Source organism: Paenibacillus massiliensis subsp. panacisoli DSM 21345 (genome assembly GCF_000426545.1).
Taxonomy (GTDB): Bacteria; Bacillota; Bacilli; order Paenibacillales; family Paenibacillaceae; genus Paenibacillus; species Paenibacillus panacisoli.
This window is the reverse complement of sequence record NZ_AUFO01000007.1, coordinates 337,758-361,499: the sequence shown is the minus strand read 5'-3', so window position 1 is coordinate 361,499 and position 23,742 is coordinate 337,758. Positions and strand designations below refer to the sequence as shown.

Here is a 23,742-nt window from a genome sequence, read left to right as displayed (position 1 = left end):
GGAATAGTCCTTTTTGTATTCGATATAACTTACATATAATTCCAAATATTCGATTTTAGGAATGATACCGATATAAAAATGCTGTGTATTTATGGATGCATTTTTAAGGAAAGCGTTTTAAAAACATGTTACAATGATGTGGGTTTATAGTCAGATTTTTTTGTAAACCGCCTTGTTGCAGTCATGTTGATAGGAGGATACTAGAATGAATATCCATGAATATCAAGGGAAAGAAGTGTTGAAGCAATACGGAGTTTCGGTACCGAACGGTAAGGTAGCATACACGGTGGAGGAGGCTGTAGCAGCAGCTGAGTCCCTTGGAAGCGCTGTTACTGTTGTAAAGGCACAAATCCATGCGGGTGGCCGCGGAAAAGCAGGCGGTGTAAAGGTCGCAAAGAATCTGGACGAAGTACGTACCTATGCATCAGAAATTCTGGGTAAGGTCCTGGTCACGCATCAGACAGGCCCGGAAGGGAAAGAAGTCAAACGTCTTCTGATTGAAGAGGGCTGTGACATCCGCAAGGAGTATTACGTGGGTGTGGTAGTAGATCGTGCGACCGGACGTGTCGTTATGATGGCCTCTGAAGAAGGCGGGACAGAGATTGAAGAGGTAGCAGAAGCTACGCCAGAGAAGATCTTCAAGGAAGTGGTTGATCCGGCCGTTGGACTGCAGGTGTTCCAGGCGCGGAAGCTGGCATACAGCATCAATATTCCGAATGAGCTGGTGAACAAGGCTGCCCAATTCATGCTTGCTCTCTATGCGGCGTTCATCGACAAGGATTGTTCGATTGCTGAGATTAATCCACTGGTAGTAACTGGCGACGGAAATGTAATGGCACTGGACGCCAAGCTGAACTTTGACTCCAATGCTCTTTATCGTCATAAGGATATCCAGGAGCTACGGGATCTGGACGAAGAAGATGAGAGAGAAATTCAGGCTTCGAAGTTCGACCTCAGCTACATTGCGCTGGATGGCAACATTGGCTGCATGGTTAACGGTGCAGGACTTGCGATGGCTACTATGGATATTATTAAATATTACGGCGGTGAGCCCGCGAACTTCCTCGATGTAGGGGGCGGTGCGACAACCGAGAAGGTTACCGAGGCCTTCAAGATTATTTTGTCAGACCCTAGTGTGAAGGGGATTTTCGTAAATATTTTCGGTGGAATTATGCAGTGTGACGTCATTGCGAACGGTGTCGTGGAGGCTGCTAGACAAATCGGTCTTACTCGTCCTCTTGTTGTTCGTCTTGAAGGCACGAATGTCGATCTGGGCAAGAAAATCCTGTCGGAATCCGGTCTGAACATCGTATCGGCTGATTCCATGGCAGATGGCGCTCAGAAGATCGTTGCTCTTGTGAAGTAATTATGAATTGAGGATGCGTATTTGCGTCCTTCATCAGCAATTGCATTCCAGATGGATGAATATAAAGATAGGGGATGTGAACAACGTGAGTATTTTGGTCGATAAGCATACCAAGGTGATTACGCAAGGGATTACAGGGAAGACGGCATTGTTCCATGCCAAAGGGGCGCTTGATTACGGTACCCAGATGGTCGGCGGAACCTCTCCGGGCAAGGGCGGTACGCAAGTAGAAATTACGCTGGAGAATGGCAGCACAGTTAGTCTGCCGGTCTTCAATACGGTTGTTGAGGCCAAGGAAGCAACGGGCGCAACAGCAAGTGTTATTTATGTTCCCCCAGCATTTGCAGCGGATTCCATTATGGAGGCTGTGGATGCAGGGCTGGAGCTGGTGATCTGTATTACGGAAGGGATTCCGGTCGTGGACATGATCAAGGTTAGCCGCTTCATGGAAGGTAAGGATACCGTATTGATCGGCCCGAACTGTCCAGGTGTCATTACACCAGGCGAGTGCAAAATCGGTATCATGCCGGGCTATATCCACACACCAGGCCATGTCGGCGTAGTATCCCGTAGTGGAACACTGACGTACGAGGCTGTTCACCAGCTGACAACGCGCGGCATTGGACAATCTTCTGCCGTGGGGATCGGTGGCGACCCTGTTAAAGGAACGGAGTTCATTGACGTACTGCGTCGCTTCAACGAGGACCCGAACACATATGCAGTAATTATGATTGGTGAAATCGGTGGTACAGCTGAGGAAGAAGCAGCAGAGTGGATTCAGGCGAACATGACCAAACCAGTCGTGGGCTTCATTGGCGGCGTAACGGCGCCTCCAGGCAAGCGGATGGGACATGCGGGCGCTATCATCTCTGGGGGGAAAGGTACGGCCAAAGAGAAGATCGAGAAGCTTGAGTCCTGTGGAATCAAGGTGGCACCGACCCCATCCGAGATGGGCTCGACACTGGTCAGCGTATTGGAAGAGAAGGGTCTTCTCAGCCAATGCACGACACACTAAGGCAGCATAGCATTTTCATATTATCTGCATTATAATGTAGAACAAAGGTAAGCAACCTTTTTTGTCCCTGTACCGGGGAGAAAAAGGGTTGCTTTTTTTGTTGTACATAAGGAATCGGATTGAAACGCTTGCAAAATAGTTGCGCATATCAAATAATAGGGAAGTGCTCTACTTCCCTGTAAGAGGAGAGAGCTCTGATGGAGGATAAATGGATATTAGTCGCCTTGGATGCCTTGGAAGGGGTAGGCCGTAAGACCATCTCTCGTTTGTTGAACAGTGGATGTGCTTTATCAGATACACTTTGGTTCGGGGAGAGGGAATGGATTGGAGCGGGTATGAAGCCTGAGCAGTCCCGTCGGGCGGTTGCTACCTTTAATAAAGCTTGGATTCTGGAGCGACAGCGCCAGATTCAAGAGGCAGGCATTCAGGTTATAACATTTCTTGATCAGGAATATCCGCAGATGCTAAGTGAGATTGCAGATCCGCCTTGGGTGCTGTATGCACTGGGCAACATTGAGTTGCTTCATACTTTGGGAGTAGCCATGGTTGGTACCCGTGTGCCTACGGCATACGGACGGAAGGTCGCCGAAGCGCTAGGCGCTGCACTGGCTTCTAATGGCATCACGATCATCAGTGGATTGGCGAAAGGGATCGATGGTATATGTCATGAAGCGGCATTGCAAGTCCGGGGACGTACAATTGCTGTGTTAGGAACGGCCATTGATACGGTCTATCCTGCCGAGAATCATGGACTTTACTGGAAGATTGCACGTACAGGACTGGTTATCTCCGAGTATCCGCCAGGTACCAAATCTCATCCTGGTCTGTTCCCGCAACGTAACCGGATTATCGCAGGGCTTTCGCGTGGCACGCTTGTTGTGGAGGCAGATGCACGAAGTGGCTCGCTGATTACGGCGGATTGTGCCTTGGAATCAGGTAGAGATGTATTTGCTGTTCCGGGACCAATAACTTCCCCGAAGAGTCGGGGCACGCTACAGCTGATCAAGCAAGGGGCAAAGCTTGTGACAGAGGCTGAGGACGTTATGGAGGAGTATACTGCTTCATTGGACAGAACAACAGTGTCAGTCCAAGGTTCAACTGCCTGCGCTCAGTCTTCTAGTATGCTTGGTGCGGTCGATGGCCAGTTCAGTAGCGAGGAACAGCGAATTGTTGAACTGCTGGAACAAGGGGACCAGACATTAGATGAGCTGTTAACCATGACAGCCTGGGATTTTGGACTTTTACACTCAGTTCTGTTATCGTTAATCATAAAAAAACGCGTTCTTCAACTAGCAGGTGCTCGCTATCATTTGATTTAATGGGCAATATCTGCGACAATCCATAGTGAATTTCTTTAATATCAACGAAAAAGTAAAAATGAACAGTGAAAACGAAAAAACAATGTAAATTGAACCATAAATCTACGGCTTGTAGCGGAACTTACTATACCTGTGATGCATGATTGATTCAGATGAACTGATCTTAACAGGGAGCATGCGAAATAAGCCGCTTATGGGCAGATCCTATTCTGTCTATGTGTGAAGTAGAGAGTAACGGTTGCATTTGAGAGGAGGATGGGCCTGTGGCGGATTCACTCGTCATTGTGGAATCGCCTTCCAAGGCGAAGACAATCGGCAAGTACCTGGGCAGCAAATTCATAGTAAAGGCATCTATGGGGCATGTGCGGGATTTGCCCAAAAGCCAGATCGGCGTAGAGGTCGAAAATGATTTCAATCCCAAGTATATTACCATTCGCGGGAAGGGCTCGGTTCTGAAGGAATTAAAGGATGCCCGCAAGAAAGTAAAAAAAGTATATCTGGCGGCTGACCCCGATCGCGAAGGGGAAGCGATTGCCTGGCATTTAGCCCATGCTTTGGAGCTGGATGGTACTGAGGAATGTCGGGTAGTGTTCAATGAGATTACGAAGCAGGCGGTCAAGGATGCCTTCAAGACACCACGCAAGATCAATATGGACCTTGTGAACGCCCAGCAAGCCAGACGTATTCTGGATCGACTTGTGGGCTACAAGATTAGTCCTCTATTGTGGAAGAAGGTTAAGAAGGGTCTATCGGCTGGACGTGTACAGTCAGTAGCCGTGAAAATTATTCTGGATCGTGAGAATGAAATCAGTGACTTCGTGCCTGAAGAATACTGGACCATAACAGCCAAGCTTGCGATTAAGGGCAGCACCTTTGAAGCCAAATTTCACAAGCTGAACGGTGAGAAAACAGAGCTCGGCAGTGAAGCGGATGTTCAAAAGGTGCTGGCAGCCATCGGCAATGATGAATTCACTGTCGCCAGTGTGAAGGAGAAGGAACGTCTCCGTAATCCTTCGCCTCCATTCACGACAAGCTCTCTCCAACAAGAAGCTGCTCGGAAGCTGAATTTCCGGGCGTCGAAGACGATGTCTGTAGCTCAGCAGTTGTATGAGGGTGTGGATCTGGGCAAAGAAGGAACGGTCGGTCTGATTACTTACATGCGTACTGACTCCACTCGAGTAGCTGCATCCGCACAGGAAGAGGCCAAGGAGTATATCGTTGGTCAATATGGGGATGCTTTTGTGCCGGAGACTCCTCGCCAGTATGCTAAGAAGTCAGCCAATGCACAGGATGCGCATGAAGCCATCAGGCCTACCTCAATGCTGCGTGATCCCGATACAATGAAGCCTTTCCTGAGCAGAGACCAACTGCGGCTATATAAGCTGATCTGGGAACGCTTCATGGCAAGCCAAATGTCATCAGCAATTATGGATACCCTCTCTGTGGATATCACAGCTGGCGATACCGTGTTCCGTGCCAATGGCTCCAAGGTTCGATTCCCTGGCTTCATGAAGGTCTACGTTGAGGGGAACGATGACGGTAAGACTGAAGAGGACAAACTGCTGCCTCCGCTCCAGACAGGAGATGCGTTGAAGCGTGAGGGCATTGAGCCGAAGCAGCACTTCACGCAGCCGCCGCCACGTTATACGGAGGCCAGACTGGTGAAGACTCTGGAGGAACTGGGAATCGGGAGACCGAGTACCTATGCACCGACACTGGAGACGATCCAGAAGCGTGGATATGTAGCGATCGAAGAGAAGAAATTCGTCCCTACGGAGCTGGGGGAACTGGTCATTGAGCAGATGGAGCAATTCTTCCCTGAAATTCTGAATGTAGAGTTCACCGCGAACATGGAAGGGGATCTGGACCATGTTGAGGAAGGGGCCGAGGATTGGGTAAAGGTCCTGAATGACTTTTACAAGTCCTTTGAGAAGCGGCTTGAGGTTGCTGAAGAAGAGATGGCAGAGATTGAGATCGAGGATGAAGTATCCGATGAGGTCTGCGACAAATGTGGCAAGCCGATGGTCTACAAGCTGGGGCGTTTTGGCAAATTCCTCGCTTGCTCAGGATTTCCGGATTGTCGAAATACAAAGCCGATTGTGAAGGATATAGGTGTTACTTGCCCTTCCTGCAAAACTGGGCATGTAGTAGAGCGTCGGAGCAAGAAGGGGAGAATTTTCTACGGCTGTGACCGCTATCCTGAATGTGATTTTGTATCCTGGGATCGTCCTTCGACAAAGCCATGTCCTGTATGCAGCAGCATGATGGTGGAGAAGCGTAGCAAACAAGGTACCAAGCTGCAATGTACATCCTGCGACCATGTCGAGATGGTGGAAGAAAGCGATGAGGCTGCGGAGAATTCTTGAGAGCATGAAGCAGCGATGTGAAAATGGAAAGTGTAGGGGGATTATCGAGTGAGTGAAGTACAGAAGGTCACTGTGATTGGCGCCGGTCTGGCCGGAAGTGAGGCTGCTTGGCAGATTGCCAGTCGCGGTGTACCTGTTCGATTATATGAGATGAGACCGGTCGTGAAGACGCCGGCGCATCATACGGATAAATTCGCTGAGTTGGTCTGTAGTAATTCATTGCGGGCTAATGGCTTGAGTAATGCAGTCGGCGTGCTCAAGGAAGAGATGAGAATGTTAGATTCACTCATACTGAATGCGGCTGATCGTCATGCCGTTCCTGCGGGTGGAGCGCTTGCCGTAGATCGGGACGGCTTCTCTGGGGAGATTACCTCCAGACTGCATGAGCATCCACTTGTGGAGGTTGTGCAGGAGGAACTGCAGGAGCTTCCGCAGGATGGCATTGTGGTCGTAGCCACAGGTCCGTTGACCTCCCCGGCCCTATCTGAGCAGATCAAGAAGCTGACAGGAGAGGAATATTTCTATTTCTATGATGCAGCTGCACCAATTATCGAGAAGGATTCTATCGATATGAGCAAGGTGTATTTGGCTTCTCGCTATGATAAAGGTGAAGCCGCGTATCTGAACTGTCCGATGAACGAAGCTGAATTCGATGCATTCTATGATGCACTTATCACTGCTGAAGTTGCACAGCTGAAGGAGTTCGAGAAGGAAATCTATTTTGAGGGCTGCATGCCAATCGAGGTTATGATGAAGCGCGGGAAGCAGACGGCTTTGTTCGGCCCGATGAAGCCGGTAGGACTGATGAACCCGCATACGGAGACGTTGCCGCATGCGGTTGTCCAGTTGCGTCAGGACAATGCGGCAGGTACGTTGTACAATCTGGTCGGATTCCAGACACATCTCAAATGGGGTGAGCAGAAGCGGGTCTTCTCTATGATTCCGGGTCTGGAAAATGCTGAATTCGTTAGATATGGCGTCATGCATCGCAATACATTTATTAACTCACCGAAGCAGCTTGAGCCGACATATCAGTTCAAGGGCCGCAGCACCTTGTTCTTCGCAGGACAAATGACAGGCGTAGAGGGCTATGTCGAGTCAGCTGCATCAGGTCTGATCGCTGGCATGAATGCAGCGCGTGCAGCCTTGGGTCAAGAGCTGCTGGTGCTGCCAGCAGATACCACACTGGGTAGTATGGCTCGTTATATCACGACGGCAGACTTCAAGCATTTTCAACCTATGAATGCTAACTTTGGATTGTTGCCTAAGCTGGAGACACGCATCCGTAACAAAAAGGAAAAAAATGAAGCTCTCGCTCAGCGTGCGCTGGATTCCTTGCGTCGGTACATGACAGAGTCAGATGTCATACCTGCTGGGCAGTAAGCATATGGTTACTTTCAGGGAGGAGGCAGGACATGGAGATGTCTTTTCACGCAACTACGATTTGCGCAGTCATGCATAATGGTAAGGGAGCTATTGCTGGTGACGGGCAGGTAACCTTCGGCAATAATGTCGTGATGAAGCAGACCGCGAAAAAGGTTCGCAGACTGTATAGAGGTCAAGTGATTGCTGGCTTTGCTGGCTCGGTCGCTGATGCGATCACGCTATTCGAGAAGTTCGAGGGCAAGCTGGAGGAGCATCATGGCAATCTTCAGAGAGCAGCGGTAGAGCTGGCCAAGGATTGGCGTCAGGACCGCATCCTGCGCAAGCTAGAAGCACTCATGATTGTGATGGATCGTACAGGAATGTTGCTCATTTCTGGTGGTGGCGAGATCATCGAGCCAGATGATCATATTTTGGCGATAGGCTCTGGCGGCAACTTTGCTCTGGCAGCAGCGCGTGCGCTGAAGCGTCATCCAGCTGATCTGGAAGCAAAGGATATTGCTAAGGAAGCTCTTCAAGTCGCATCTGAGATTTGCGTATATACGAATGATAATATTATCGTGGAAGAGCTGTGACGATGGCGCTCACGACACCGCTCTCCATACTGATAAACGGATTCAGTAATCTGGTTGGAGGAATGTAAATGAAAAATCAGGCGTTAACCCCCAGAGAGATTGTAGCTGAGCTGGATAAGTATATTGTGGGTCAAAAGGATGCCAAGAAATCAGTAGCGGTTGCTCTGCGCAACCGCTATCGGCGTAGTCGATTGCCTGAGAGTGTCCGTGATGAGATTGTACCTAAGAACATTCTCATGATCGGTCCAACAGGCGTCGGCAAGACAGAGATTGCACGCAGACTCGCCAAATTGGTTGGTGCCCCCTTCGTCAAGATTGAGGCTACCAAATTCACTGAGGTTGGCTATGTCGGCAGAGATGTCGAATCCATGATTCGTGACCTGATGGAGACCTCGATCCGGATTGTGAGAGGTGAGCGTACAGAGCGGGTCAAGGATAAAGCCGAGGAACTGGCCAATGATCGTATTGTGAGTATCCTTGTGCCGTCTGCACGCTCCTCCCGCTCCCAACGTAATCCGTTTGAAATGCTGTTCGGCAACAATGATAACAACGATAAGGAAGAGGATGAGCAACAGGATTCCTCTGTTACTGAGAAACGACGCCAGGTTAAGTTCAATTTGTTGGCTGGCAACTTGGAGAATGACCTGATCGAGATTGATGTTGAGGATAACGCACCCAATATGTTTGACATGTTTGCTGGACAAGGTAATGAGCAGATGGGCATGAATATGCAAGAGATGTTCGGCAACCTTCTGCCCAAGCGTACGAAGAAACGCAAGCTGACCGTCAAGGAAGCACGCAAGGTGCTTATTCAGGAAGAGGCTGGCAAGCTGATCGATATGGATGACGTCATTCAGGACTCCATACAGCGTGTTGAACAATCGGGAATCATATTCATCGATGAGATCGACAAAATTGCCGCTCGCGGTCAAGGAAGCGGTCCTGATGTGTCCAGAGAAGGAGTGCAGCGGGATATCCTTCCTATCGTTGAAGGGTCCACCATTATGACCAAATATGGACCTGTCAAAACGGATTACATTCTGTTCATTGCAGCAGGAGCCTTCCATGTATCCAAGCCATCCGATCTGATTCCCGAGCTTCAAGGGCGTTTCCCAATCCGGGTGGAGCTAAGCAGTCTTACACTGGATGAATTCGTGTCTATTTTGACCGAGCCCCAAAATGCACTGACCAAGCAATATGTAGAACTGCTCCGTACCGAAGATATTGAGGTGGAGTTCTCTGAGGATGCTATTCGTGAAATTGCCAAGATAGCGGAATCCGTGAATAAAAATACAGAAAACATCGGTGCTCGCAGACTTCATACTATTTTGGAAAAGCTGCTGGAGGATCTGTCCTTCGAGGCGCCTGAGCTTACCCTGGAGCGTATGATCATCACACCGGAATATGTAAAAGAGAAGCTGGGGACGATCGCCGAGGATCGGGATCTTAGCCAGTATATTTTATAGACAAAGCATTTATAAATGTTCAAGCGGAACTGCACAATTCGATTTCGACTGCATCAAGTACAACATTTACTGAAATCGACATGTCGCAGTCGTAGGATGTCGAATCCTTCGCTTCTGCTGGATGCAAAAATAGGGACAACGGCTACCGTTGTCCCTATTTGCGTTCAGAAAAAGCTAGTTAAAGCCGATAACAAGCCAATGATGCAACTTGCAATTTTTGAAACCGCTATGAATGGCCCAATTTAGTGATAGGAAATAGGACCTTATAAAAGGATATAATACTGTAAAGTTACTCGGGTATAGACATATAAAATGAAAGTAATTACAAAAAAATACACCCCAAGCCCAATTTTTCTGAAAAGATAGGGCTTTTTTCTTATTGTAATTAGGTCCAAACTCTACGAAACTTAGAATATACGACAGCAGAAGAGATATTTCTACTTAAGACCTAAGTCTTGGTGTGTAAAAAAGTAGTTCTTTTGTCGAAAAAGGAGATTTTGGGCGATTAAATGCTGAAAATCACCTGAATAAGACAGTTAGACAGCGGAGAGGAGGTACTTATGAATTTACTCGGCGGAGTAACCTTCAACAGGCTTGAAGCAGGGCTGCAAGCCGCTAACGTGAGGCAAAGAGTGCTTGCGAATAACATTGCGAATGTGGATACGCCTTATTTCAAACGAGCAGAAGTGCAGTTTGAAAGCATGCTAAGCGAGCAAGTTGAAGGAGAGATGCCGCAGCTCGTTGGCCGGGTGACGGATCGCCGGCATTTTCGTATAGGTCCTGTAAATTTCGTACCGGAATCCGTTGTTACTATAGACCCATATTCCACCATGAATAATAACTTTAACAACGTGGATGTGGATCGGGAAATGAGTCTCATGGCTGAAAATCAGCTACGCTACAATGCTTATATCCAGCAAGTCAATGACCGCATCAAAATGATCCGAACCGCCATTGAAGGGAGAACCTAAGGATGAAGATTAGCAACAGCTTTGATATCAGCTCCTCAGCGCTTACCGCTCAGCGTCTGCGCATGGATGTAATCTCAAGTAACATTGCTAACGCTGAAACAACACGTGCACAGGTGGTTAACGGACAAGCAGTTCCATACCGCCGAAAAGTAGTGGTGCTGGAGCCGAATCAAGCGAGCTTTGCCGAAACGATGAGAAACCAGATGGAAGGCAAGGCGAACACGCCAGGTGTTAAAGTGGCCCAGATTCGAAATGATGAATCTCCGCTGAAGCCGGTATATAATCCATCACATCCTGATGCAGATGCCAGCGGTTATGTATATATGCCTAACGTGGACATTATGAAAGAAATGGTAGACATGATCTCAGCTACCAGATCTTACGAGGCAAATGTAACGGCTCTGAATGCCACGAAGGCCATGATTACCAAAGCTTTGGAAATCGGGAAATAAGAACTATAAATTCATTAAGGAGGATTGCAAGAAATGATTCAGAACACCATGTTTAGCATCCCGGTACCCATTGCTCCTAGTACAGACATAGTTGGAAAAGGAAATAAGACTTCTCCATCTGAGGCGATGCAGGACTTTGGAGCGTATCTTAAAAATGCTCTGGAAGAAGTCAATCAGCAGGAACAAAACTCTCAAGAAATGTCAAACAAGTTTTTGAACGGGCAGGTTGATATTGATCAAGTAATGATTGCTTCCCAAGAAGCTTTGCTGTCCTTACAGTTCACAACCCAGGTTCGAAACAAGGCGATTGAAGCATATCAAGAAATAATGCGAACGCAGATTTAATAGATCTAGCAAAGTTTCGGATGGGGTGACACAGTGAACGAGAGACTTGCCCAATATCGCGACAAAGTATCCGGTATTTGGAATAACTTTAGTAACAAACAAAAAATATTATTGATCTCGACCTTAGCGATTATCATCGTCGCATTAAGCGTACTGACCGTGCAATTTACCAAGACGGAGTATGAGGTTGCGTTTCAGGAATTGAATGCTAACGATGCGGCCGCAGTTATGCAGTATCTGGACTCAGCAAGCATTCCTTATCAGCTGAGCGCCAGTGGTACGACGATCAGTGTGCCGACTGCACAGGCAGCACAGGCTAAAGTGGGAGTGGGGTCCCAAGGTCTTATTCAGAATGGCTCCATTGGAATGAGCGCATTTGATCAATCTACCAACGCCATCGGGATGACCGAGAATGAATTCGATGTGAAGTACAACAACGCACTCAATGGTGAGGTTCAACAGTTACTGAGCCGGATGGAAGGGGTCAAGAGCGCCAAGGCCATTATTAATCTTCCGAAGGAAAACATCTTTGCAGGGCTTGAGGAGGCTGATAAGGCTTCCGCATCGGTAGTCATGGATTTCCAACCAGGCTTCCGGCCAAGTCAGCAGGCGATTGACGGCTACTTCAACCTGGTGAAGACGGCAGTTCCGAATCTTCCTGTAGAGAATATTACGATTACGAATAACGAATATGAACTGATTCCTACTATTAAAGGTGGACAAGGTGGTATCTCCAGCGGTGTGCAGGAGAACATGGCCTTACAGAAGAAATTCGAGAATGACGTGAAGCTAAAGGTTGAGCAATTCCTCTCCGAGATCGCTGGAGATCGCAAGATTAAAGTGTTGGTAGCCTCCAAGCTGAGCTTCGATAAGGTGAACTCCAAAGAGCAACTGGTGACACCAGTTGATGTGGATCGAATGAAGGGCATCGAGATCAGTGTTCAGGACATTCAGGAAAGCTTCTCTGGGTCCAGCGGAAACACTGGCGGTGTTGCTGGAACGGGTACACAGGATGTACCTGGTTATCCCGGTGGGGATACCTCCGGCAACAGTGAGTCGGAGAAAAGTCAAAGCACGATTAACTACGAGGTTAATCGGATTGCAAGAGATATTATCTCTAGCCCGTATACCGTCAAGGATTTGACGATCAACGTCTCAGTTGAGACGCCTTCAGATCTAAATGAGGTAGATCCGAAGTATGCAGATCCAATCAGATCCACACTGACGAACATTGTCAGAGCGACACTGGCGGATTCAGGAACCGAATTTACAGAGCAACAATTGGCGCTGAAAGTATCAGTAGTGCCGCAATATATTCCGGAAGCCGGAGCAAATGCTAATTTCTTGTCCCTGTCCAATCCATGGTTATGGGGGATTGGTGCCGCGGTTCTCGCCCTTGTAGCGGGTGCAATCATCATCATTGCCAGAAACCGTCGCAAGCAAGAGGAAGAACTTGAGGACGAATTGTCGCTGCCAACACCTGCGGAATTCCCATCCATTAATCTGGAAAGTGTGACTAGTGAAAGTCAAGTGCGCAAACAGCTCGACTCTTTGGCTAAGAAGAAGCCGGATGAGTTCGTCAACCTGCTGCGTACATGGCTGGCTGACGAATAGAGGTGAGTGCATTGGCTAAATCGGGAACGTTGTCGGGACGACAGAAAGCGGCCATTTTATTGATTACGTTAGGGCCGGAAGTATCAGCTGAAATTTTTAAACACCTACGTGAGGAAGAAATTGAACAACTTACTCTTGAAATTGCAAATGTGAGAACAGTTGATGCTTCAGAAAAAGATATGATTATGGCTGAATTCCATCAAATGTGTCTAGCCCAAGAATACATTTCCCAGGGCGGCATTAACTACGCTCGTGAGATTTTGGAGAAAGCACTTGGCTCACAGAAAGCCATTGAGGTGCTTAACAGATTGACGGCTACGCTGCAGGTTAGACCGTTTGATTTTGCACGCAAGGCTGATCCGAATCAAATCTTGAACTTTATCCAGAACGAGAGTCCACAGACAATTGCGCTGGTACTATCTTATCTGCAGTTTGATCAAGCAGCAACCATTCTCTCTTCACTTCCACAAGAGAAACAGGCGGATGTGGCAAGGAGAATTGCAGTGATGGACAGTACATCGCCTGAGGTTATTTCCCAAGTGGAGCGCGTATTGGAGCAAAAACTTTCATCTACTGTTACTCAAGATTACACCAATGCAGGTGGTATTGAATCAATCGTGCAGATTTTGAATGGTGTAGACCGTGGAACAGAACGCATTATTCTCGATTCCTTGGAAATTCAAGATCCAGAGCTGGCCGAAGAAATCAAGAAGCGGATGTTTGTATTCGAAGATATTGTCAATGTGGATAACCGTTCGATTCAGCGCATTATCCGTGATATTGACAATGCTGACTTGCAACTGGCGCTCAAGGTGTCCAGCGAGGAAGTTCGGGATGCAATCTTCAACAACATGTCCAAGCGGATGGCAGAGACCTTCAAGGAAGAAATGGAATTCATGGGTCCTGTCCGGCTGCGTGATGTAGAAGAGGCTCAGACTCGAATTGTAGCTACAATCCGCAGACTGGAAGAATCCGGAGAGATTATCATTGCCCGCGGCGGAGGAGATGACATCATTGTCTAATTTGATTAAGTCTTTCCAATACGTTCCTGTCGAGATATTAAAAAAGCTTGAGCCCAGCTATTCATATGTAGAGACTGAGGAGTCTGAAATAACTGAGACATCAGTCGAAGTGGCTCAGGCAGAACCTCAGGTGAGTGTAGAGGCTCTGCGTATGCGTGATGAGATGCTTAAGGATGCTCGTGATTTTGCTGAACGACAGATCCGGGAAGCTTCGGAGGAAGCAGAGCGAATGTTACAGGAAGCTCAAGCACAGATTGAAGCCTGGTGGCTAGAGAAGCGTGAACAGGATGAACAGCTGTCCGAATCGCTCAGAGCAGAGGGATTTCAACAGGGCTATGAGGAAGGACAGAGGCTTGCGGCAGCAGAATGGCAGGCCAAATCAGACAAGATGATGGAAGAAGCTCAGGAAGTGCTTCAGCACGCTTATGCGGTGAAGGAACAGCTTATTTTGGAGGCCGAGCCTTTCTTGGTAGAGCTGAGCTGTGGAATTGCCGAGAAAGTGATTGATAGGCAGCTAAGCACAGACCCTGAGTACACGATTGAGCTGATCCGCAAGCATCTGGCGCGTAAACGTGAGCAAGGAACAATTACATTGTGCGTGTCACCTGACCACTTTGCCTATGTGAATGCTGCTCGTGAAGAACTGACACTGTCTATTGATTCACAGGCTGAGCTTCAAATTGTTCCTGATGGTTCTGTGAAGGACCGTGGAGTTGTGATCCGTTCTGCATTCGGTAGTGTGGATGCTCGGGTGGATACCCAGCTGGCCGAGATCAAAAAAGAGCTGCTGCGTCTGGTGCTAGAGGAAGAGGAGCATAGACATGAAGGAGCTTAGTGCGCGTCGTTATCTGGATCATCTGAGGAATCTTGACACCGTTCGTGTGAACGGCAAGGTCACCCAGGTTATCGGACTCATGGTAGAGTCGGAAGGGCCGGATGCCAGCATCGGAGATGTATGCTACATCTATCCTGGTAAGAATGCAAAGCCGTTGCAGGCTGAGGTCGTAGGCTTCCGTGATAATAAGGTGCTCTTGATGCCACTCGGTGAGCTACAATCAATTGGACCAGGCTGCGATGTGGTGGGTACAGGCAAGCCGCTCAATGTCCAGGTTGGATCTGAGCTGCTGGGTAAGGTGCTGGATGGACTTGGACAACCGCTTGACGGCTCCTTGATTCCGTCACGGATGACTCGTTATTCGACATTTAATGCTCCTCCCAATCCGCTGACTCGACCCCGTGTACTGGAGCCGATCAGTATCGGAGTGCGCGCGATTGATGGCCTGCTAACGGTCGGTAAGGGCCAGCGGGTAGGTATCTTTGCGGGCTCTGGTGTTGGTAAAAGTACCCTGATGGGGATGATCGCACGGAATACAGAAGCAGATGTCAATGTCATTGCACTCGTCGGTGAGCGGGGGCGGGAGGTGCTCGATTTCATCGAACGGGATCTCGGTCCTGAAGGCTTGTCCCGTTCGGTAGTCATTGTTGCTACCTCCGATCAGCCGGCGCTAATTCGGATTAAAGCGGCTCTGATTGCTACGACGATCGCGGAATATTTCCGGGATCGTGGTCTGAATGTCATGCTAATGATGGACTCGGTCACCCGGTATGCGATGGCATTACGTGAAGTGGGCCTTGCTGTGGGTGAGCCACCAGCGATGCGTGGGTATACTCCCTCTGTATTTGCAAGTCTACCGAAGCTACTGGAGCGTGCTGGCACGGGTCCTGCAGGTTCGATCACTGCCTTCTATACCGTTCTGGTAGACGGTGATGATATGAATGAGCCGATTGCAGATGCGGTTCGAGGGATATTGGATGGTCACATCGTCTTGAATCGTTCGATTGCGAATAAAGGACATTTTCCGGCCATTGATGTGTTGGCCAGCATAAGTCGGGTGATGAAGGATATCTCCCCAAGCGAGCAGTTGGATGCGGCTGAGAATATCAAACGAATTATGTCTGTATATCGAGAGTCGGAGGATCTGATTAATATCGGTGCTTACCAGCCAGGTTCGAATGCCGATATCGATGAGTCCATTGAACGAATTAAGGATGTCTGGGATTTCACCCGTCAGCGCACGGATGAGAAGGTTGAGCTTGAAGAAGTACAGAAACGGTTGATATCAGAGTTTGCGAGGAGTTGACTACTGAATAATGAAGTTCCAGTACTCATTTCAAAAGGTTGTGGACCTGAAGTCCAATGAGAAGTCACAGGCAGAATGGATGCTCTCTAGTGCAGTAGGCCATTTACAGTGCGAGGAACAGACGTTACAGCAATTGATGGCTGAGCAACAGCGAGTGTTCATGGGGATTCAGCAAGCTGCTGAGCAGTGCGTATCCTTGTCCACAATTCAAGAGCTGCAAAGCTATATCAACCATTTGAATCAGTGTATTGCCCGCAAACAAATGGATGTGCGGTATGCACAGGAGAATGTGAACAGTAAAAAGGTAGTTCTGACCGATAAAATGCTGGATGAGCAAGTCTGGTTGAAAGCAAGAGAGAAAGCTAAAGTCAGATTCCAACAAGAACTGCTCCTCCAAGAACAAAACGAGCTGGATGAGATGGCGACCGTTCGTTTTGCAATGAGAGCGCGCTAGCACGGGTCACTTGCGAGTGACGGTTTGAGGAGGGTAACGATGGCAGACAACGATTTGGATTTAGAGAAAGAGTCTAGTACGGGAATGGAGCGGGTCATGTTTGTCCTGATTCCAATCGTGTTTACTGCGGTCCTGGTTGCCGTACTGCTAACTCTTTTTAATATGGATTTCCGCGACGGCTTACTGAAAGTGGCCAACAAAATTCCTTATGTAAACAACTGGGTTCCTGATCCCAAATTGACTCCCGAGGAGCAGAAGGTGGCTGATGCCAAGGCACAGACCGAGAGCTCGGAGGCAACAATCAAGCAGTTGAAAACAGAGCTTACAGAGCAGACAGCTCAATTGGAGCAAGCGGCAACCGAGAAGGCCGAGCAGGATAAGAAAGTTCAGGAGCTTGAGAAGAAGATCAGCAGCATTGAGCAGGAGCAGACAGCTCAGTCAGAACAGCAACAAGACTCTTCTACGACAAATGAGGACCCTTATCTCAAACAAGTGAAGTCACTGTCGTCGATGTATGAGGACATGCGACCAAGCAAATCTGCTCCAATTCTGCAAAATATGACGAACGAAGAGGTTGTGCAGCTACTGAGCTTCATGCGTCCTGAGAATCAGGTGCGAATCTTGGAGAAGATGGATCCACAGCTCGCTGCTGACATTACGCAAGAGCTGAAGAATGCGACCAATTCTAGTGATCTGAGCGTAGCAGCTCTACAATCTAGAATTAAGAAGGAAGCGGCGACGCCTTCGTCTACCTCTTCAACGAATCTTGATACCACACAGCTCGGAGCGACGTTCTCTTCCATGAATGCTGATACTGGTGCCAAGCTGATTCTGGAGACGAACAAGATCAGCCCGGATAAGGCTCTTAACATTTTGAGCTCCGTAGATGCTGCGACTCGTTCTAAATTGCTAGAGGCCATGAACAAGGAGAACCCGGCAGCAACAACCAAGATTCTGAACAAGATGCTGGGTAGTAATTAACGAGTCTAGGAAAGGAGGTGACAATATGACAATGGTGGCCGGAAATATTTCCATGAGCAGTTCTGCGAGCACGACCTCAACATCCAGTACAACCTCGGCAGGTAATACTGCTGCGGCTGGTACAGGTGGTTTTACTGCCGCCTTGAATCAGGTTATGGGTCAGAGCACTTCTGGTGATTCAGGGGCTGAGAGCAGCACTGGGAATCTGCTCACGATGATGGTAGTCCCACAAGAGGCAGATGTTGAGGGAGCAGAGGCTTTGCTTAATTTGCTGCCAGCTTTATTGGAGGGATTAAAGGAGCTGGACGATGAGATTGAAGCGAGTCCTGAATTACTTGCAGCTCTGCAGAACTGGCTTCAGCAGGTACAGCAGTTGCTCCCGAGCGACTTATCCAACAATGGAACAGGTCAAGCAGTGTCAACGACGATTACACTGCTAGCACAGGATCCATCGACTATACGGTTTGCGGTACAGGAGGCCCTTACACAACTCGTAGCACTAACAAATAATCAGCAGAATTCGCAAGTAGCTAACAAGGCTGCTAGACTTCTACAATCCTTACAGGAAATGGTGAAGAATACCGATGTTTTTCCGAAGGAGCTTGAGGCATCTGTTGATAGAGCTATAAAGCAACTACCTTCCGTTGCAGTAAGACTAGCCGAGACGAATGAAATGAAGCAAGTGCTTCCAACTGCTTTGAATCTAAGCAGATCAGATGCGCAAGAGAATGCTTCTGCATCTAATCAAGAATCTTCTTTACTGGATGCAAAGACTACTCCAATTACTACAGCAGGTCAACTCGTCGTGCAAAATCATGGTACTTCATCAACAGGACCTGCTACCTCGACGGTGCATATTCGGCAATTCACATCAGAAATGACCGATTTTGTAGTGCAAAAGTTTGATATTGTGAAGCAACTCGGGGTTACGGAGGCTAAGATCTCTCTTCGACCAGAGCATCTTGGACAGTTGGACATTAAATTAAGCATGCATAATGGACAACTGGTAGCACAGTTTGTAACGGAACGTATTGGAGCTAAGGATCTTCTGGAGCAGCAAATGTCTCAGCTTCGTATTAGCTTACAAAACCAAGGCATTCAGGTAAGTAAAGTAGAGGTGACTCAAAGTGAGTCTGCATCTTCTTACATGTATCAGGATGGTAAGGGTGCGGGCTCCCAGCAGCAGCAATCCGAACGTCGTTCGAAGCCTCGCACTGAGGAGGAGTCGGAAGATGCAGTGAAGATTTCGGAGATGGTAGAAGAACTTCGCAACTGGAATGAAGAACAAACGGCGATACGAGAAGAAAACACGACTTCCTTTACTGCCAGAGCTTAAACGTGGAGGTGAATACAGAAATGGCCAATGAAGCGGTATCTACATCGAATGTTTGGCCGAACTACTCAGAGCAGAATGTCGCAAGAGCGGCAGCGGCCAGGAAAGACACGAATGGTAGCGCTGAGATGGGGAAGGATCAGTTCCTGAAGATTCTGATTACACAGTTGAAGAATCAGGACCCGATGAACCCGATGGAAGACAAAGAGTTCATTGCTCAAATGGCACAATTTACAACCGTAGAGCAATTGATGAACATTAATACACAAGTGTCGTCTTTAAGTCAGTCTTTGAGTATTGCATCCAGTATGATTGGCAAAGAAATCACCTGGATTCAGTCGGGTGCAAAAGACAGTATTACAGGTGAAGAAGCTGAAGGGACTGTTAAGAAGGGCCTTGTAGAATCCATCGTAATGAAGGACGGCAAGCAGTATGCTGTTGTCGGAGCAGCAGAGGTATTGTTGTCAAATATTACTTCAATAGCTGCCTATAATGGACAAGCTGGTACAAATGCTGCAAATGTATCCTCTAATTCTTCCGGTATTCAGGAAGAAGAGGAAGAGTTATGAATGAACGCATGACCGTTGGAAGCTTATATCCGACAGCTACACCAACGAATGTGGTTCATTCCAAAAGAACTTCATCAGTATCAGGACAGTCAGCTAAGCCATTTAACGAAATTCTTCAAGAGCAAGCAGTCAAATTGAGCGGACATGCCGCGAAGCGATTGGAGCAAAGAGGTATAGAACTTAGAACAGAGCAGATGGATCAAATTAATTCTGCACTGGATAAAGCAGCTGCTAAAGGCGCCAAGGAATCGCTAATCTTGATGAATAATGTTGCTTTAATCGTAAATGTTCAGAACAGAACCGTAGTTACAGCTCTGGATGAGCAGTCCATGAAGAACAATGTTTTTACGCAAATTGATAGTGCTGTCATTATATCGTAACATACTGGCTGGCCCGAAGAGGAAGCCAGAAGACCGCTGATCGACAGATGCGGTTAGATAACTATTACATTTAGGAGGCTTAATTCATGCTAAGATCCATGTATTCTGGTGTATCCGGGATGAAAGGTTTTCAGACCAAGCTGGACGTAATTGGTAATAACATTGCGAACGTGAATACAACAGGTTTCAAAGGCTCACGCGTTATGTTCAAAGATATTCTTAGCCAAACATCGGCTGGAGCAGGTGGACCTGACGGTACTGATGTAGCGGGTACGAACCCGAGACAGGTTGGCCTTGGAGTTGGTATCAGCTCCATCGATACACTTCATCTTGCTGGTAGTGCAATGACGACCAACAATCCAACCGATCTGCGGATTAACGGAGATGGCTTTTTCCTTGTGAAGCTAAATGGAGACCAAGATGTGCCTTACCTGACTAGAGCAGGGGATTTCCATTTGGATGCTAACCGAAATTTGGTTACCAGTGACGGTTTCTTCGTCGTAGATGTCGGAGGGGAACCAATTACGATCGCTGCGGAGACCACTTCTTTCTCCATTCAGCAGGATGGCCAAATTGTTGAGGTTGTAGATGGTGTAGCAGGAGTGACCTCCCAGATTGGCCTCGGTATGGTTGTCAATCCTGAGGGCCTAGAGAAAATCGGAGGCAGTCTGTATCGCATGACGGTCAATGCCAATCCGGATGGAGAAATGGCAGAATTCTTTGGGGGGAATGATGGTGCAGCTGGTACAGGCGCTATCATTGCAGGACAGCTCGAAATGTCCAATGTTGAGTTGACTTCCGAATTCACTGAGATGATCGTTGCCCAGCGTGGATTTCAGGCTAACTCCCGAATTATCACAACTTCTGATGAAATACTTCAGGAAGTCGTTAACCTAAAACGTTAATTAAGTTAGTTGTAGCAGAGAGACCTCTGGGTCTCTCTGCATAAATCAGGAGGCGAGTATATAGATGATCCCGGTAACACGCTTGAACGGTTCTCCCATGTGGCTCAACGCCTTGATGATTGAGGTCGTAGAGGAGACGCCTGATACTTATGTCACTCTGATCACCGGAAAGAGGCTGATTGTACTTGAGAAAGCAGCAGAGGTAGTGAAGATGATCAAGGATTACAATCGGGAGGTCGGTATACACGCCGCCACGATCAAAGTGCAACAATTGGAGGAAGATGAATGAAAAAGATGTTGCCTTGGCTTATTACGATTTTGTTGTCCATCACATTAATTGTACTAGCCGTGTTCCTGCTTGTTCCACAATTTATGGATAATCCATCAGGCAGTAATGCTAGATCAGCTGCCGCTGAACATGTTGAGCTCAGACTTACGGCTGATGAAATTGTGGAAGTTACCTCTGAGATTCAAGACATCAAGACGAACCTCGCGGATGCTGACTACATCGTCTCTGTGAACTTTTCGTTTCAGTTGAACAGTAAGGAAGCAAAAGAGTCTTTCGAGAAAATTAAAGAGATTACTATAAAGCCTGTCGTAATCCAGACCCTTGCTGATACCAAACCAGAGCAGCTCAGATCAGCCAAGGGAAGAGTTGAATTCAGTGATAAGCTGATGGAACTTATTAATGAAACGATTCCTGATGGAAAGCTGACTTCGGTGAAAATCACAAACTTTATTCTAGCACCAATTTGATCACACAGTCAGTTGAGCATGCAGGGGGGGTGAAGAAACATTGGTGGATGTATTGTCGCAAGGTGAGATAGACGCACTATTAGCCGCACTCTCCTCGGGTGAGATGGATGCGGAAGAGTTAAAGAAAGAGGAGACACAAAAGAAGGTCCGGTCCTATGATTTCAAGAGAGCTGTTCGCTTCTCCAAGGATCATATCCGAAGTCTCACCCGAATTCATGAGAACTTCGCACGTTTCCTAACTACGTATTTCTCAGCACAGCTTCGTACTTTTGTGCAGATCAGTGTGGTCCAGGTTGAGCAGCTGCCCTATGATGAATTCATCCGGTCGATTCCGAAGATGACGATTCTGAATATTTTTGAAGCTGAGCCACTTGAAGGTAGGATGGTACTGGAGGTTCACCCCAACGTAGCCTTTGCGATGCTTGATCGTCTTTTAGGCGGGGTGGGTTCATCTCCTGCGAAGATCAACTCTTTAACGGAGATTGAGACCATTATTATGGAGAGAATTTTCAGTCGTGCCTTTGAGAGCTTGCAAGAAGCTTGGAAGACTGTATTGGATATTACTCCTCGATTGGAAGCATTGGAAACCAATCCGCAATTTATGCAGATTGTCTCTCCCAATGAGACCATTGCGTTGATCTCATTGAGTACCAAAATCGGTGATACCACCGGGATGATCAATCTATGTATTCCACATGTAGTTCTGGAGCCGATTATGTCTAGATTATCGACGCACCAGTGGTTCATATCTGAAAAAAAATCACGTGCTCCAGAGGAATTTGATGCACTGCGTGCGCGGGTGAGTAAGGCTCGGTTACCTATTGTAGCTGAATTAGGGGGATCGCAGATTTCGATTGCTGAATTCCTTGGTCTGTCAGTGGGAGACGTTATTTCATTAAATAAACCTGTTGATGAAGGGCTTTCCATTCGGGTAGGAGAAAAACTTAAGTTTATTGGGAGCCCTGGTGTGGTCAAGGATCGGGCAGCTGTCCAAATTGATGAAATCGTCAGCGAAGGAGTTGAAGAAATTGACGAGTAAAGACTATCTCTCTCAGGAGGAGATCGATGCTCTTTTAAAGCAGTCTGAATCGGGAGAAAGCGCCTCAGCTCCTGCTTCTTCTGGTCAGAATACTGTGGATGATTACTTGACTCCTCTGGAGCAAGATGCCTTGGGGGAAATTGGTAACATTACATTTGGGAGTGCTGCTACAGCGCTTTCGACATTACTAGGAAAGAAAGTAGACATTACAACGCCAAAGGTATCAATTATTACGAGACCTGAGTTCGAAACAACGTTTCCTAAACCACATGTAACTGTACATGTCAACTATGTGGATGGTTTTGAAGGAATCAATTCTTTGGTGATCAAGACCCGGGATGCACAGGTCATTGCTGACCTTATGTTGGGTGGAGAAGGCAATCCGAAGGATGAGGAACTGAACGAAATTCACATCAGTGCCGTCCAGGAAGCGATGAACCAGATGATGGGCTCCTCGGCTACTTCCATGTCCACGATCTTTAATAGGTTCGTGAATATTTCACCGCCGGGAATTGACATCCTGGATCCAGCGAACGGAAGCGGAGTTACTAGTCTCCCTAGCGATGAGACGTTAATCACAGTATCTTTCCGTTTGTTGATCGGGGATCTTATTGACTCGACCTTAATGCAGTTACTCCCAGTACCATTTGCCAAGGAAATGGTGAGAATTCTGGTTCAGGGCGATGATTCGGCACCAACTGAAGCGGCTGTCTCTGCACCATCGGCAACTCATGCGCCACCAGCATCACCATCAGCGTCACCGGCACCACCGGCAGCTCATACGCCGCCAGCGCAGCCTGCTTATAATCCACCGCCAATGCAGCAGGATTATGGTATGTCGCAGGACTACGGCATGCAGCAACAGGGGATGAATTATGGAGGCATGCCTCCACAACCAGCCTATGGCGGGCCTCAACATTATGGTGGAGCACCGGGTAGAAATGTAAATGTTCAGCCAATTCAATTCGCGAATTTGCAGTCAGGTTCCTATTCGAACCTTGATGAGAACAATCTGAATTTATTGATGGACATTCCCCTTAAAGTCACCGTAGAATTAGGAAGGACCCAGAAGCAAATTAAAGATATTTTGGAACTGTCGCAAGGGTCAATCATCGAGCTGGACAAGCTAGCCGGTGAGCCAGTAGATATACTGGTTAACAATAAATTGATTGCCAAAGGTGAAGTCGTAGTTATCGATGAGAACTTTGGTGTGCGCGTAACGGATATCGTGAGCCAATGGGACCGGATTCAGAAATTACAATAAGCATAATCTAGGGAGGATTTATTTTA

Annotated in this window: 24 protein-coding genes; all 24 read left to right on the top strand. The window is 47.7% G+C overall.

Annotated elements, in window-relative coordinates; genetic code table 11:
* Nucleotides 1–205: 205 nt before the first annotated feature.
* Complete coding sequence (gene sucC, locus K331_RS0104795) at nt 206–1,366, top strand: ADP-forming succinate--CoA ligase subunit beta (RefSeq protein ID WP_018883420.1); 1,161 nt, start codon at nt 206–208, stop codon at nt 1,364–1,366.
* A gap of 85 nt (nt 1,367–1,451) precedes the next feature.
* Entirely contained in the window at nt 1,452–2,381 is a 930-nt protein-coding gene (gene sucD / locus K331_RS0104790; protein WP_018883419.1) for a succinate--CoA ligase subunit alpha, read from the top strand.
* Nucleotides 2,382–2,578: 197 nt separating this feature from the next.
* A complete protein-coding gene (dprA, locus tag K331_RS0104785; protein ID WP_028589407.1) occupies nt 2,579–3,700 on the top strand; it encodes a DNA-processing protein DprA in 1,122 nt (373 codons plus the stop codon).
* Nucleotides 3,701–3,963: 263 nt separating this feature from the next.
* The gene (gene topA / locus K331_RS0104780; protein WP_018883417.1) at nt 3,964–6,066 is read left to right on the top strand and encodes a type I DNA topoisomerase; all 2,103 of its coding nucleotides are present in this window, start codon (nt 3,964–3,966) and stop codon (nt 6,064–6,066) included.
* Between the two features lie 48 nt (nt 6,067–6,114).
* Entirely contained in the window at nt 6,115–7,449 is a 1,335-nt protein-coding gene (trmFO, locus tag K331_RS0104775) for an FADH(2)-oxidizing methylenetetrahydrofolate--tRNA-(uracil(54)-C(5))-methyltransferase TrmFO (protein WP_028589406.1), read from the top strand.
* Nucleotides 7,450–7,481: 32 nt separating this feature from the next.
* A complete protein-coding gene (gene hslV, locus K331_RS0104770) occupies nt 7,482–8,024 on the top strand; it encodes an ATP-dependent protease subunit HslV (protein WP_028589405.1) in 543 nt (180 codons plus the stop codon).
* A 68-nt stretch (nt 8,025–8,092) separates the two neighbouring features.
* Nucleotides 8,093–9,490, top strand: coding sequence for an ATP-dependent protease ATPase subunit HslU (gene hslU / locus K331_RS0104765; RefSeq protein WP_018883414.1), 1,398 nt, complete (start codon nt 8,093–8,095; stop codon nt 9,488–9,490).
* A 560-nt stretch (nt 9,491–10,050) separates the two neighbouring features.
* On the top strand, nt 10,051–10,461 hold the full coding sequence (gene flgB, locus K331_RS0104760; RefSeq protein ID WP_028589404.1) for a flagellar basal body rod protein FlgB: 411 nt from the start codon (nt 10,051–10,053) through the stop codon (nt 10,459–10,461).
* Nucleotides 10,462–10,463: 2 nt separating this feature from the next.
* Nucleotides 10,464–10,913, top strand: a complete 450-nt coding sequence (flgC, locus tag K331_RS0104755) for a flagellar basal body rod protein FlgC (RefSeq protein WP_018883412.1) — start codon at nt 10,464–10,466, stop codon at nt 10,911–10,913.
* 33 nt (nt 10,914–10,946) lie between these two features.
* Nucleotides 10,947–11,258, top strand: coding sequence for a flagellar hook-basal body complex protein FliE (gene fliE / locus K331_RS0104750; protein WP_028589403.1), 312 nt, complete (start codon nt 10,947–10,949; stop codon nt 11,256–11,258).
* A gap of 33 nt (nt 11,259–11,291) precedes the next feature.
* Entirely contained in the window at nt 11,292–12,872 is a 1,581-nt protein-coding gene (gene fliF, locus K331_RS0104745; RefSeq protein WP_028589402.1) for a flagellar basal-body MS-ring/collar protein FliF, read from the top strand.
* Between the two features lie 11 nt (nt 12,873–12,883).
* The gene (fliG, locus tag K331_RS0104740; protein WP_028589401.1) at nt 12,884–13,894 is read left to right on the top strand and encodes a flagellar motor switch protein FliG; all 1,011 of its coding nucleotides are present in this window, start codon (nt 12,884–12,886) and stop codon (nt 13,892–13,894) included.
* A complete protein-coding gene (locus K331_RS0104735; RefSeq protein WP_028589400.1) occupies nt 13,887–14,729 on the top strand; it encodes a FliH/SctL family protein in 843 nt (280 codons plus the stop codon). Before fliG ends, K331_RS0104735 begins: the two co-directional genes overlap by 8 nt.
* A complete protein-coding gene (gene fliI / locus K331_RS0104730; protein ID WP_028589399.1) occupies nt 14,716–16,035 on the top strand; it encodes a flagellar protein export ATPase FliI in 1,320 nt (439 codons plus the stop codon). The genes K331_RS0104735 and fliI overlap by 14 nt, the downstream gene beginning before the upstream one ends.
* A 10-nt stretch (nt 16,036–16,045) precedes the next feature.
* Nucleotides 16,046–16,489, top strand: a complete 444-nt coding sequence (gene fliJ / locus K331_RS0104725) for a flagellar export protein FliJ (RefSeq protein ID WP_028589398.1) — start codon at nt 16,046–16,048, stop codon at nt 16,487–16,489.
* A 39-nt stretch (nt 16,490–16,528) separates the two neighbouring features.
* On the top strand, nt 16,529–17,470 hold the full coding sequence (locus tag K331_RS0104720) for a magnesium transporter MgtE N-terminal domain-containing protein (protein WP_028589397.1): 942 nt from the start codon (nt 16,529–16,531) through the stop codon (nt 17,468–17,470).
* Between the two features lie 25 nt (nt 17,471–17,495).
* A complete protein-coding gene (locus tag K331_RS0104715; protein WP_028589396.1) occupies nt 17,496–18,806 on the top strand; it encodes a flagellar hook-length control protein FliK in 1,311 nt (436 codons plus the stop codon).
* 20 nt (nt 18,807–18,826) lie between these two features.
* Complete coding sequence (locus K331_RS0104710) at nt 18,827–19,372, top strand: flagellar hook capping FlgD N-terminal domain-containing protein (RefSeq protein WP_028589395.1); 546 nt, start codon at nt 18,827–18,829, stop codon at nt 19,370–19,372.
* The gene (locus K331_RS0104705; protein WP_028589394.1) at nt 19,369–19,752 is read left to right on the top strand and encodes a TIGR02530 family flagellar biosynthesis protein; all 384 of its coding nucleotides are present in this window, start codon (nt 19,369–19,371) and stop codon (nt 19,750–19,752) included. The genes K331_RS0104710 and K331_RS0104705 overlap by 4 nt, the downstream gene beginning before the upstream one ends.
* An 86-nt stretch (nt 19,753–19,838) precedes the next feature.
* Complete coding sequence (locus K331_RS0104700) at nt 19,839–20,657, top strand: flagellar hook-basal body complex protein (RefSeq protein WP_028589393.1); 819 nt, start codon at nt 19,839–19,841, stop codon at nt 20,655–20,657.
* A 64-nt stretch (nt 20,658–20,721) separates the two neighbouring features.
* Nucleotides 20,722–20,946 carry a flagellar FlbD family protein gene (locus tag K331_RS0104695; RefSeq protein ID WP_028589392.1) on the top strand — a complete coding sequence of 75 codons (225 nt, stop codon included), beginning with the start codon at nt 20,722–20,724 and terminating at the stop codon, nt 20,944–20,946.
* Entirely contained in the window at nt 20,943–21,413 is a 471-nt protein-coding gene (locus K331_RS0104690) for a flagellar basal body-associated FliL family protein (protein ID WP_028589391.1), read from the top strand. The genes K331_RS0104695 and K331_RS0104690 overlap by 4 nt, the downstream gene beginning before the upstream one ends.
* A 40-nt stretch (nt 21,414–21,453) precedes the next feature.
* Nucleotides 21,454–22,452, top strand: a complete 999-nt coding sequence (gene fliM / locus K331_RS0104685) for a flagellar motor switch protein FliM (RefSeq protein WP_028589390.1) — start codon at nt 21,454–21,456, stop codon at nt 22,450–22,452.
* Nucleotides 22,442–23,716, top strand: a complete 1,275-nt coding sequence (gene fliY, locus K331_RS0104680; protein WP_028589389.1) for a flagellar motor switch phosphatase FliY — start codon at nt 22,442–22,444, stop codon at nt 23,714–23,716. Before fliM ends, fliY begins: the two co-directional genes overlap by 11 nt.
* Nucleotides 23,717–23,742: the final 26 nt, after the last annotated feature.